Raw genomic sequence first — 12433 nt, 5'->3', positions numbered from 1 at the left:
TTTTCTACTCCTCCCCGTCCTATTCTGGAAGAAACTTTCGACCTTTTCGCAATTTTCCCTTTTGGTTTTTGCCGGCTACACCCTCTACCTTGTCCTGATTGGCGGCGACGTCTTGAAAGCCCACCGCTTCTTCGTACCCATTCTCTTCTTCCTATACCCGCCCACGGCGGAGGTTGCGCATCGGCTGTTGGGCAAACGCTGGTACAGCGCTCCGGTTTTCATTTTGACGATTCTGGCCATGGCGGGCCTTTCCTACCGCGCCGCTTTTCCCTATCTCCGGAATGCGGCCGTCAATGAAGTGGCGCTGATTCAAAGCATGACGCATGCCGCCGATTATTTTGCCCGGAAGACGGCCGCGCAGAGCTTCGCCATTTCGACCATCGGGGCGTTTTCCTACACAGTCGGCAACCGGCGGGTCATCGACATGCTGGGCCTGACCGAGCCCGCCATCGCGCGCAATCCGGCAAGGATAGAGGGAATCGTCTCCTCCTGGCGGGAAAAACATTACAACGCTGGATACGTGCTCGCTCAAAAGCCGGAGGTGATTATGTTCTCGACCGGGGTGAAGCCCTCCGCCCCCGCGGAGCGGGCGTTGCTCTTGTATCCGGACTTCCGCCAGAATTACCGGCTGGAGTTTTCGTACCAGGGGGGGCTTTTCGACGTCTTTTACCGCCGTTTCCAAGACCGGCCCGCCGGGCTGCGGCCGGACCGCCCCCCCCAGTTCGCCAACCTTTTCAACGAGGCATTAAACCAGCTTGCCGCCAAAAACCCCATTCTGGGAATTGAGCGGCTGCGGGAGGCGATCGGTCTAGGCCCCGGAGACTTTTCCGGCGGCTACATTATGCTCGCCTATTTTTATTCGCTTGCCGGGCAAACCGATTCCGTGGAAAGCTATCTTAAAAAGGGGATGGAGCTGGACGGCGGAGGACCCTTGGGCCGGTTCTACTACCGGGATTTGCTCATGGCTCAGAAGCGCCACGCCGAGGCGGCCGTGCAGGATTCGTTTCTTTTGCGGCTGGCACCCGGGGCGGCGGAGCTTTTGGCCGCCCGCAAATATTGACAACCGGCGGTGGAAGTTATATTCTTTTCTATCGATGCGGGAATAGCTCAGCTGGCTAGAGCGTCACCTTGCCAAGGTGAATGTCGCGGGTTCGAATCCCGTTTCCCGCTTTAAAATTTTTTGTCCCCCGAATTTTAGCGGAAGAACGTCCGAGCGCCGAACGGCTGCGGCGGCCTCCTTTACCCCTCCAATAAGTTATGCTTTCCCCCGCTGTGGCGAGTGAAGAGCGTTTTGGCAATTTCGGCGATCTTTGCCGAGGAAAGGTCCTCGGTCAGCTTTTTCTGGACGGCCATCCGCCGGTGGTGGACGGCGCAAACCCGTTCGCCCGGACAAAGCTTGTAATCGTCCAAAAGACACCCCTCATGCCCCAACGGGCCGTCGTAGGCGGCGATGACATCCAGCAGGCTGATTTTCTGCGCCGGCCGGGCCAGCGAATAGCCCCGCCGGGCCCCCCGGTGGGAACGGAGAAGTCCGGCCTTGGTCAACGACTGAAGAATTTTGGAAACAAAGGCATAGGGGATTTTTGTCCGCCGGCTGATTTCCTGCCGGGGGAAAACCGTGCCCATCGGTTCCAAAGAAAGATAGGCAGCCGTGCGTATGGCGTACTGGCAGCCTTTGGAAAGCGGTAATAGTCGTGCCATCAGTTCATCCTTTCCCGTTTAATTAATAGACCCATTTTCTCCACCGACTCCGCCCATAATGTAGGGCGGCCCTTGGTGTCCGTCAAGCGGTTTTCGGCCGCCGGGCGGGAAACCGGCCAGAAAATGAGCGGCCGCCGCCCTGCAAGGCGATCCGACCGCTCCGCGTCAAGCCCGCAACTGGAATTACTTTGTCCCGGTTTTCGGCTTCCGGTGTTCGATTTTTTTGTAGGCCTCGGCAAAAACGAACGGTTTGTTGAACGGATTTTCCGGGTTGCCGTGGCATTTCAAACAGGTTTTCTCGTCCGGGACAATAAGCCCGTTTTGCATCGAGAGCTTTTTGTCTTTCATCACGCTCAAGGCTTTGTACTTTTCGCCCGGGCCATGGCACTGCTCGCAGCCGATCCCCTCCGCCACCCAGGCCATGTCCGGGGCCTGGGCTTTGTGCGCTTCGTAATCCGTGGTATGGCACTTCAGGCATTTTTCGCTTTTCTGCGGGTCGTCAATGCCCATTTTTTTGGCCACCGCCTTTGCGGTGTCTGATGCCAGGGTGGCATACGCCTTGGCGTGGGCGGATTGCATCCATTTATCGTACATTTTCCCCATCGCCTGCGTGTTGTGGCAGGTTTTGCACTTGTCGGCCCCGACATACTTAAACCCGGCTCCGGCCGGCCCGGCAAACACCAGGGCGGCCGCCCCCAAAAACAACATTCCGACCGTCAGTTTTTTAAACATGGCTCCTCCTTGTTTCGCGTTCCGTCTTTTCCGTTCCCTTTTCACAGGCTGCTTCCGGCCACCCTCCTCGTCAATCAGTAGAGCAGTCGACTCCACTGTGCCCACCGCAAAGTAGGGGGTGAAGAGCCGCCTGTCAAGCATTTTCTTGTCCCCATCCCGCCTTGCCGGCCGCGTTCGCCGCCGGGGCGGGGGGCCAAAAAAAGTGCTTGACAGGCCGGGCGGCCCGCGCTTATCTTGGAGTCAGTGGAGCGAGCGGCTCTACTGTATATGAGGAACGAATGACCCGGTTGATGCCCCTTTCCAAGGGGTGCCAGTACGCGCTGAGGACGGTGGCCTATCTGGCCGGCCGGCCGGCCGGGCTGGTTTTTACCACCGGCCAGTTGAGCCGCCAGACCGAAATCCCCGCCTCCTTTCTTTCCAAAATCCTGCAGGTTTTGACTCACTCGGGCATCCTAAATTCCCACCGGGGCAACGTGCGGGGGTATTCTCTTTCCCGCCCACCCGGGCAGATCAGCGCCCGTGACATCATCCAGGCCTGCGACGGGCCGCTTGGGCACGAGGCCTGTTTGTTGGACGAGCACCGCCTTTGCCCGGGGGAGCGGATTTGCCCGGCCCACCGTCAGCGGATGACCCTCCAGAAACGGCTGAATCAATGTCTCGGCGGGATTTTGGCCACGGATTTGAGCAAGGTGCTTCCCGAGCGGGCCGGAAACGGAAGGAAGAATGAACCGTCATAAACGACCGCCCGTTCCATCGCCTAGCATATGCTTCAATGCGAACAAAGCCGCAACCGCCACACCCACGGCCGGGGTTCCATTCCCTACCGGATCCTCCCCTACCTGCGGATCCCATGCTGTATTTTCGGAGCCCCGGCCTCTTTTGATCATTCCGGCAATTCCAAATATATGAAAGGAGCCGTATGAAAATCCGTTATATCGTCGCCCTGGTCATAATCGTGGGGTTCGTGATTTACGGGGCGGTCAGCCTGAAAACCAGCTTGACCCCCTACGTCAGTTTTGCCGAGGCCAAAAGCTCCCCCCAGACCGTGCAGGTGATGGGGGAACTGGAAAAATCCGCCACCCGGTATGATACGACCGCCGGGCTTTTGTACTTCACGCTGAAGGACAGCCACGGGGAGATGCTGGAGGTCTCCTACAAGGGAGTCCGTCCCGGCAACTTCGACCAGGCCACCCAGATTGTGGCAATCGGAAATTATAGGGAACGAGTATTCCAGGCCGACCAATTGTTGGTCAAATGCCCCTCCAAGTATCAGGGGGAGGAAGTGCAAACCTACAAGGCGGAAAAATGAACGCCTCCCTTACCGGCAACCTTTTTTTAAGCATCTCCCTTCTTTTCGGTTTCTTTTCCGTTATCAGCTACCTGTACGCATGGGGCCGAACCAAGGGAACCTTGATTTGGGGCCGCCGCTTCTATTGGGTCTCCGCCCTTTTCTCCGTTGGCGCGCTCGTTTATCTTTTCTATCTTTTCGTGGCCAAGCATTACGAAATCACCTACGTCGCCGAATACTCCTCTTCCGATTTGCCCTTCCATTATCTGTTTTCCTCCGTCTGGGCCGGGCAGCAGGGGTCTTTTCTTTTGTGGCTCGGGCTGTCGGCCCTTTTGGGGTTGTTCATGCTCAAGCGCTTGGGGGAATACGAGGAGCGGGGAATGTTTTTCTATTCGCTTGTTCAACTCTTTCTGCTTTTCATTCTAATCAAGCGCTCGCCGTTCGAGCCGGCCGCACAGGTTCTCGCAGACGGCCGGGGATTGAATCCCCTCCTGCAGGACTTCTGGATGGTGATTCACCCGCCGGTCATTTTTTTGGGATTTGCCGCGCTGGCCGTGCCTTTTGCCCTGGCGATGGCCGCCCTGACCCGCCGGGAGTACCGCGGCTGGGTGAACGTCTCCTTCCCGTGGGTAAACTTTGCCTGGCTGGCCATTGGCGCCGGAATTATCGTCGGCGGCTTCTGGGCCTACAAAGTATTGGGCTGGGGCGGTTATTGGGGCTGGGACCCGGTGGAAAACGCCTCGCTGATGCCGTTTTTGGCCGCTACCGCACTTATTCACGGCTTCTTGATTCAGAAACATAAAAACGCGCTCCCCAAAACCAATTTTCTTCTGGCGCTGGTAACGTTTCTGTTGGTCGTCTACGGCACGTTTCTCACCCGCTCCGGTATTTTGGCCGATTTCTCCGTGCATTCCTTTACCGACTTGGGAATAAACGGCCTTTTGGTTCTCTTCCTTCTAACCTTTGTGCTTTTTGGTTTTGGAATGCTTCTTTACCGAATGCGGGAGATCAAGGGAGAACCGTATGGAAGATTTTTGGTCAACGCGGATTGGTCCGTTTTGGTATTCATGTTGGTGATGGCCTTTTCCACGGCGCTCGTCTTTTTGGGCACATCCTCCCCGTTAATAACCCGCCTGTTTGGAAAAGCGGCGGCGGTGGATGTCTCGTATTACGTAAAGACCCATCTCCCGATTGGCGTTCTACTGGCTTTTCTTTTGGCGATAACCCCCAATCTGCCGTACGGCGCCGATTCCTTGACCGAAAAACTGCGCAAAGCGTTCTGGCCCGCCATCCTGGCCTTGGGGTTTGCAGTAGTGACTTTTATTGCCGGGTTCAAAGAGTCGTTTTATCCTCTGTTCTACTTTCTTTGTTTCTTCGCCCTTTTTTCCAGCTTTTTTGCCTTTTCCCGCCGCCTGGCCGAACGGCCGGGCAACTCGGGGGGTTATCTGGCGCACATCGGCGTTGCCATGTTGTTGGCTGGATTCATCTTCTCCGGCGTTTATTCCCAGTCGGAACGGATGAACTTGACAGCCGGAGAGGCCAAATCCGCCTTCGGCTATACGCTGACCTACAAGGGGACGGTAGCGGGCGCCAAACCGTCTGAAAACGCGCTTGTTTTTAGCGTGGAACATACGGGGAAAATTTCCGAGGCCCGGCCTCGCTTTTACTGGTCGGAGTATAATCAGGGATATATGCGCAACCCGGCCATCCAAAAAGGGCTTTTGTACGACATTTACATCTCGCCCATCGACCATTCCGGCGCCGGAGAGAAGGCCCAAGCGGCCGACACATTGCTTCTGACCGCCGGCGAAGCGCGTAAAATTTTGGAATACCAAATCACTTTTCTCGGTTTTGAAGGGGTTCATATGAACCCGGAAGGAAACGAATTCCAGGTCGGGGCCAAACTGTCCATTTTACAGAACGGCAGGACGCAGGAGCTGACTCCCAAGCTCATTCAAACGGTGACGGGACAGGTAAATTCCCCGCCCGTGGAGCTGCCGGACAAGACCAAGCTGTCACTCATCGGCGTCCAGGCCGACAGTCGGCAGGTTATGCTGGCGTTGGAAACCCTCCCGGCCGCCGGCAAGACGGCGGACGCCGTTTCCATCGAGGTCTCCAAGAAACCCTTGATTATCCTGGTATGGCTGGGTTCCATCCTACTTTTGTCGGGCGGTGTGCTTTCCACTTGGCGTCGTGCCAAGGAACGGCCGCGGCTGCTGCGAATCGGCGAGCAAGCGGTCAAAAAAGAAACACTTAAAAGCAGGGCGCCGGTAACGAAATAACGAGTTATTCTCCGCGGGCAGCCGCTTCCGGCAATCCGGCCAACTCCTGCATTAAAGCATAAAAAAGAGGCGCCCTTTCGGACGCCTCGGTGCTGCATAGAGCAAGTTCTACGGGTCTGCCCCTTGAACATGGCACTGACGGCAGAGGTTTCTGGCGTCCGCGCCATCCCCTTCCTCACCCAGAGCCGCATTTCCTTTGGCGAAAATCAGCCCGAAGGCGTTTTTGTTGCCGTGAGCTTTGTGACAGGAGAAGCAGGATTGCGTCAGGTCGGCCGGAGCGGTCGTCCAAGCGGCACCCTGCGATCCCCAGACACCGGTCGGGCTCATCACCTGTGTGCGGAACAGGTTGTTCCGGAAGGATGCCAAGGACGAATGCCCGCTGGTCGGCTGGCCGCCAATGTTGATGCCCGCGGTCGGGTGGCGGAACCAGCCATGCCCCGCCACTGGATAGCCCTGATCGCGCATCCACGCGTCTCCGGCGCTGCCGTGGAAATCGCTGTGACACCCCTGACACCAGGCGCCATAGGCCGATGCCGCGGCGTTCGGCTCGTTGAAGTCAACGTTGGAAACGTCATAGTGGGCCGCCACCCCCGGTCCTGTGGTCCTTTCGAACACGTCCGAGAGCAGCGAATTGGTTCCCACCCGGTAGGTCACCCAGCGGTTCGGGTTGCTTGTGGAGCTGGCGTTGCCGGGGTTCGCTTTTAGATTCCGATAGGTGCCGGTTCCCAGAACGCCCGTTCCTGCCGAATCGTAGGCCGCAAAACCGGTTCCCGGATGGCCGTGTTGATGATGGCAGTCGATGCAGTTCAAGCCATGCGTGGCATCCGGTGTCCAGCCCGTTCCCCCGGGAGGGGCTGCGGTTGCAAACAGGGTGTGCCCGTCCTGCGGGTAGTACGGTCCCGCGTCGGTGGCCTTGTTCAAAGCCCCCGCCTGCCGGTTGTGCGATCCGGTGTTGCTGCCGTACACATCCGGAGCGAACGCCTGGCCGTCATGGCAGTTCAAGCAGAGCTTGTTCACCTCATCCCTTAAGAGATAGTGTTCCGCGTTACTCCCCAAAGGAACGAAAGTGCCGCCGCCGTCGTTGTTGTAGCCGTGCGCCTGCGAAAAGTGCATGACGTGACAGTCCGAACAGATCAGGGTGGTACCGTAATGGTAGTCCCCGGACATGGCGGCCGCCATCATCCCCAGCACAAAGAAGGCGACAAGTACGAATGTCTTCATGAGTTGTTTCACCTCCCTGTTGGATTTGTGGTTTGGGTCATTTCCGAAATGAATTGAATCTCCCCTCGCGGTCTTCGAAATACTTTTAAGGAAGTCCATCTCCTGTCGATACGCCTCCTTTTTTTGGGTTTGACTTGTGATTCGTTTCACATGAATGTCGAAAAAAAACCGGGCAACGCCCCGTTCGTTCCGCTTATATGTGCCGTTCATCCTCATTTAAGAGTTCAAGTGAGCCAGTGACTCTACTCACTTGACATACCTATGATAAATATCATACCGCTTCTTGTCAAGCAAAATCGGAACTTAATTTAACCGCTTATTCCGTTGCCGCCCAAAAGGTTGGGGGCGACTTGACGGGCGTCAATTACTCATCCGGCGCAATTTCAAATCCCTGAACCCGTTCTCCGGCCTTTTCCAAAACGAAAATGAGGGACTCCCCGTCCCCGCCCAGCGCAACCGGATAGTCCATTGCACCGGCTTGGACGCCGTATCCGCCGATGTAGCGCAAGAAGGTGCCCTTTGAATCAAACGCCTTGACCACCTGCCGGAAAGTGTCTGCAATCCAAATGATCCCGCCATTCGTGACAACGACACCGGAGGGCAACGAAAAGCCCTCCCAGCCGACTTCATGCGTGCCGAAACCGAGAAGGTAGCTCCCCTCTTTGGAAAAAACCCGGACGCAGGGTTCGGCCACCGCATCCGTCAGATAAATGTTTGAGTCGACCCACAGGCCGGAAATTTCGCCAAAATTTTGCTGGTTCTCCTCCCGGTTTTCCAGCCGAAGAAGAATTTTCAAATCGGCGTCCAGAGCTACCAATTCACTTTTCTGGTTGCGGAAACTGACGTACAAAACGTCGTCCGCATCCATCGTCAGACAGGTCGGCTTGGCGGAAGGCAAACCGAGCAGGGGAGCCAGATGAATCTGATACTGCCGTTCCCCCCGGTGGTCCAACACTTCGATATAATCCGCAAGATTATCGACCAAATAAATATCCCCCAGTGAGTTGACCGCTATGCTGCGAGGCTCTCCCAAAAAACGGCGCCCCCCGCTTTCCACCCAGTGCTTGAAGCGATAAATTGGAAAACCGCTGGAATCACAAATCACCACCTGATGATTGCCGGCGTCGCAGACGTATATCTCTTTGTTTTTACGGTCATAAAAAACCCCCTGCGGGCTGGAAAAGGGGAGTTCATAGCTGTACCCGGCGGTCAGAAATCTTAGGCGCACATCCAAAGGGGACTCCTGGGCCCGTAAAACTCCCGTTATAGACCACACGATAAGGACAACAAACATCCGCTTCATTCCAGGCACCCAAAACCGCTCTTTCATACTTCAACTCCCGCCCCTGCTCAAGGCGGTCACCATTTTTTCTGCTACCTTTTTGGCCAACTCGGAGGTGGAGTTCACTTTTCCAACCTCGAAAAGAAATTCGGAATCATCCCCCTGCCGGGAGCCGAAGGCGGCCCAGACAATCTCTCCTTTGCCGGCATCCAAAATCCGGGCCGTCAAGGAGACCACCGGGGGTTCGTTCGACCCGGCCTGCGGGGTGGAAAATTCCAACACGGTGCCGAAAAAAATCCAGTCCAGTCCCAATTTTTCCTTCAACCGGCGGGCCTGTTCGGCGGAAAGCTTGTCCGTGGCACGGATGCGCAGCTCCTTCAAGGCCTCTTCCACCTCTCCCGGCTCCAATACCTCCCATTTTTTTTGCTTCAGCAATTCGACCAGAAAGATTTTCTGCAGTTTTTCGCCCGCACCCCCGTCGTCGGAGAGGTTTTCAAACGGCAGAACGGCGATTTTTTTGGGGCTGGAAAAATCGTAGGCCGGTTTGAAGAAAAGCCGGGGTGCCCGGCCGCAGCCGGCCAGCCCAACCAGAAGCAAGATCCAGCCAAGCCTTGTTCTCATATCAGTAGGCCCGGGAAACAAAATCCTTCACCATTTTCTTGCAGACCTTTTGGGCCAGCTCTCCCAGCGTACGGGTTTCTCCGAAGGAGAAAATGGGGAATTTGGGCCCCCCCTTGGCCGTGTAGGAGGACATCCAGACCACCTGCCCGGAGGGGGCGTCCACCAGCCGGATGGTGATTGAAATCAGGGGAAAATCCTCGGGGCCGATACGGGTCATTTGAAATTCCTTCACCTCCCCCTCGATGATGCCGTTAATGCCGGCCCTCTCCCCTATCAGCTTGATTTGCTCGGCCCCCAGATCTTTCCTTTCCTCGCCGGAAGAGCCGCGCACTTCCGCCACAATCCGCTGGAACTCCCCCGGCTCGACCACCTCGAATTTTTTCTGCAAAAGCAGTTCCGTCAAAAAGGAGGATGTCATTTTATCCCCCGCAAAGCGGTCCCCGGTCATATTGGCGAAGTTCACCACCCCCAGCCGCTTGTAAAAAGCGATGTCCGTGGAAGGATGCACGAAGCTGCGCGGCCCGCCGCAACCGGCGGCCAGAAGCGCCAGCAGGGTGAGGTTTTTCAGACAGGTTTTCATCGGCGTCTCCGTTTCAAAATTGCTGGTTAAGGGTGGCTCCCAGATTGGAGGAAAAACTGCCGGCGGTTAAATTGACCGCGGAGTAACTCAAGCTCAAAACGGTTTTGCGTTCCAGAAAAATGACGAGCTGCGAGGAAAAATTATCGCTTTGCCGCACCTGACCCGGCAGAGGGGCGGAATGAAATGTGAGGCCGTAGTTGACGTTCCAGTTGAATTGATTCCGGAAGGTGTGGTAAATCTGCGCGGACAAAAGCTGCTGCTTGCCGGCGGCCCCCGGGGCATACCGCACCAGATAATTGAGCGTGGTGCTCCAGGTTGGCACGGGTGTGTAGCCCAAGGAAAGGTTGTGGCTTTCCGACGACACCTGGGCAAAGACAAGGGTTTGGGAACTGATGGCGGACTGGTAGTAGTAGTTCAACTGCAATTTTTCCAAAGGATGGGAACGGATGTCCAGAAAGCGGGAGGTCTGGTAGCGGCTTTCGACAAAAAGCGGCCCGGAACGGAAATTAACCGTAAGGTCTCCGCGCACTTGAAGGTTGCGATAGGCCAAAGCAACCAGCGAGAGATAATAAACGTCCGAGAAATAACGCCCCTGTGTTGATACGCCGAAATAGGTCTTTGAGTACGAGATTCTGCCGTCGATATTCTGCCAGACCGGGAAGGAGTAATTGAAAACACCGGCCCAGTATTCCTGGCTGGTGCGTGCCGCCGGCCCGAGGGAGCGGACATCCCCCCGAACCAACGAAATGTCCATCCGGGAAACCGGCACAAAGGATAGCGAATTGTTGAGGGTTTGATCCTGAAACTCTGGATTTTGCAGCGGCTGTTCCACAAAGGAAAAGCGCCCCGAATAGTTGCTGGCAAAGGAAAGTTTTTTCCCCACCGGTGCAGTGTATTGGGTGGTCAAGGAATGGGTGTTGGACGAGCCGGTTCGGATGCCCCTTTCCTTCCGTTGATTGAACGAATAATTGTAATTGGAAGAAAAATAGCCGGAGCCAAAAACGGAACGATTTAATCCCGCCCCCGCGTTGAAGGTGTTGTTCTCCTGCGTCTTTAGCCCCCGCATGCGGTCGGAATTTTCCTGGCGGATGTAGGTCATAACGGCGTTGAAGGCGTTTTTGGTCCAGCCCGACCCGACCGACCAGGTCCTAAGCGACGCATCGGACAGCCGTATGGGCAGGTTGTCGTGCACGTCGGAGCGGGTCCAGTTGAAGCGCAAATCGGGCCATTTGGCGGGGCGGACGTTGGCAAGACCGTGATACTGTCGGTAGTAGGTCTTTGAGCCGCCGAATCCTGGAAGGCGGTATGGCAGGTAGCTGAAAAAAAGCTTGTAGGAGCTACCGCTCAAGTCAAAATCAAGCCGGGGGCGGAAATCGACCCATTTGCTTCCGGCGTTGTACTCGTTGCGGATGATGTAGGCGCTGAAAAGAAAGCGATTTTTGACCATCACAAAATCCTGCAGGTTGAAATACAAACTCTGGTTGTACAGATTGAAGTCCGTCTGCGGCTGGTTTTGCCTTTGGTAGTTGAACTGGTAGTTGCCGAAAATCTGGGGATAGCCCCAGCCGGACTCCACCCCCAAGAGAAGAAAAGCCAGGCTGAACCATACAGTCTTAGCGGGGCAATTCATAGATTATGGGACCCTCAGCCTCCCCCGTTGCGGGGTGATGAACGTTACGGGATGTGGAGGAAGAATAATCCCGCCCGTGGCAGTCGTAGCAGTGGGTGGTGTCGCTGAAAGCGTGCTGACGGACCTCATTGGGCAAGGCGTTCAAAGTGACACCCTCCACCACCCCTCCCCCCTGCCCGTCGGAAGATTGGTGGCAGCCGAAGCAGAAGCGGCGGGCCTGCGCGGCGGAGGTTTTGATCGAATCGAGCCCAGACCAGCCCGGGCGCTCGTCGCTCAACAGATAGGCATTGGGACGGAGCCCGTCGTTGCCAGCCGAGCCGTGCGGATTGTGGCAGTCGTAGCAGGGAAGTTTGTCCCCCGCTTTAACGTATCCAAAAGCGGTTTTGAACTGATGGCCCGACTCGCCATCGTTATTAACCGATTTGTCGTAGTAGTCCGCAATCCTTTTGTTTTCCGGATCCATTCCGCTTGGGCCGTCGACGGAATGGCATTTGAAGCAAAGCTCATAGTTTTGCGGACGACCGGAAACAAAAGCCCCCTCTATGTTCAGATAGGTGGTGTCCAGCATATCAAAGGTGTTCTTCGTGCCATGGGGATTGTGACAATTCAGGCACATTCCGGCGCCATTGTTGTCCTTTTTGGGCATGTCCAAATCGGACCGGTGGGGGGAGAAGAAGTGGCCGCTGGCGGAGAGGCCGGAATTCTCGTAAACCAATTGCCCCGGCCAGCGCTTGCGGTTTTCCACGCCCGGTATTTTGACTCCGTTGGCGTTGTATTCGAAATAGCCGGGATGGGCGCTCGTAAGCGGCATCCGGTCTGATTCCTGGGCCGGATAGCCATTCGGCCTCTGGGAATGGCAATGGTAGCAGAGGTTGTTGTTGTTTTCGGTGAAAAGCACCAGCGCCGCCGGGGCGATGTCTTTGTGAGAGACGTGGCACTGATTACAGTCGCCGCGGGTAAAGCGGTTATCGCGCAGGGCGCCAGTTTCCGGATTGCCGTGCGGGGAGGTGTCGTAGTAGTCGGTCTGGGCCCGGACGGCAAGCGAACAGGCTGCGACGGCAAAGAGCAAAAAGTAGAGCCGAAATCTTTTCATCCG

At 56.3% G+C, this 12433-nt stretch carries 12 protein-coding genes and 1 tRNA gene; 5 read left to right on the top strand and 8 right to left on the bottom strand.

All coding sequences use genetic code 11. The features are described from left to right. The coding region (locus VNL73_02345) for a hypothetical protein (protein HXF48250.1) at positions 1–1060 on the top strand (1060 nt) is incomplete at its 5' end. A 36-nt stretch (positions 1061–1096) separates the two neighbouring features. Next, positions 1097–1170 (top strand) — tRNA-Gly (locus VNL73_02340). Between the two features lie 69 nt (positions 1171–1239). On the opposite strand, the gene VNL73_02335 is transcribed toward VNL73_02340, so the two are convergent. Together VNL73_02335 and VNL73_02330 are read right to left on the bottom strand one after the other, a co-directional pair. Further along, positions 1240–1701: an Rrf2 family transcriptional regulator gene (locus tag VNL73_02335; GenBank protein ID HXF48249.1), complete on the bottom strand. Its 462-nt coding sequence runs from the start codon at positions 1699–1701 to the stop codon at positions 1240–1242. 183 nt (positions 1702–1884) lie between these two features. Continuing rightward, complete coding sequence (locus VNL73_02330; protein HXF48248.1) at positions 1885–2433, bottom strand: cytochrome c family protein; 549 nt, start codon at positions 2431–2433, stop codon at positions 1885–1887. Positions 2434–2711: 278 nt separating this feature from the next. Between VNL73_02330 and VNL73_02325 the strand changes: the two genes are divergently transcribed. The 3 genes from VNL73_02325 to ccsA all read left to right on the top strand — a co-directional run bounded on the left by VNL73_02325 (position 2712) and on the right by ccsA (position 6003). Beyond that, positions 2712–3170, top strand: coding sequence for an Rrf2 family transcriptional regulator (locus VNL73_02325; protein ID HXF48247.1), 459 nt, complete (start codon positions 2712–2714; stop codon positions 3168–3170). A gap of 182 nt (positions 3171–3352) precedes the next feature. Further along, entirely contained in the window at positions 3353–3742 is a 390-nt protein-coding gene (locus tag VNL73_02320; protein HXF48246.1) for a cytochrome c maturation protein CcmE, read from the top strand. Beyond that, positions 3739–6003, top strand: coding sequence for a cytochrome c biogenesis protein CcsA (gene ccsA, locus VNL73_02315; protein ID HXF48245.1), 2265 nt, complete (start codon positions 3739–3741; stop codon positions 6001–6003). The genes VNL73_02320 and ccsA overlap by 4 nt, the downstream gene beginning before the upstream one ends. A gap of 108 nt (positions 6004–6111) precedes the next feature. Here ccsA and VNL73_02310 read toward each other — a convergent pair whose 3' ends face one another. The 6 genes from VNL73_02310 to VNL73_02285 form a co-directional block, all read right to left on the bottom strand. Further along, positions 6112–7224 carry a cytochrome c3 family protein gene (locus VNL73_02310; protein HXF48244.1) on the bottom strand — a complete coding sequence of 371 codons (1113 nt, stop codon included), beginning with the start codon at positions 7222–7224 and terminating at the stop codon, positions 6112–6114. A 364-nt stretch (positions 7225–7588) separates the two neighbouring features. Continuing rightward, complete coding sequence (locus tag VNL73_02305; protein ID HXF48243.1) at positions 7589–8452, bottom strand: hypothetical protein; 864 nt, start codon at positions 8450–8452, stop codon at positions 7589–7591. 105 nt (positions 8453–8557) lie between these two features. Then, the gene (locus tag VNL73_02300; protein HXF48242.1) at positions 8558–9127 is read right to left on the bottom strand and encodes a GNA1162 family protein; all 570 of its coding nucleotides are present in this window, start codon (positions 9125–9127) and stop codon (positions 8558–8560) included. A 1-nt stretch (position 9128) separates the two neighbouring features. Further along, positions 9129–9707: a hypothetical protein gene (locus VNL73_02295; protein HXF48241.1), complete on the bottom strand. Its 579-nt coding sequence runs from the start codon at positions 9705–9707 to the stop codon at positions 9129–9131. A gap of 13 nt (positions 9708–9720) precedes the next feature. Then, positions 9721–11337, bottom strand: a complete 1617-nt coding sequence (locus tag VNL73_02290; protein HXF48240.1) for a hypothetical protein — start codon at positions 11335–11337, stop codon at positions 9721–9723. Further along, positions 11321–12430: a cytochrome c3 family protein gene (locus tag VNL73_02285; protein HXF48239.1), complete on the bottom strand. Its 1110-nt coding sequence runs from the start codon at positions 12428–12430 to the stop codon at positions 11321–11323. The genes VNL73_02290 and VNL73_02285 overlap by 17 nt, the downstream gene beginning before the upstream one ends. Positions 12431–12433: the final 3 nt, after the last annotated feature.

It is taken from the genome of Verrucomicrobiia bacterium, from assembly GCA_035574275.1.
Lineage (GTDB): Bacteria > Zixibacteria > MSB-5A5 > DSPP01 > DSPP01 > DSPP01.
The sequence above is the reverse complement of the archived record's forward strand: the minus strand, read 5'-3'. Positions and strand labels throughout refer to the sequence as shown.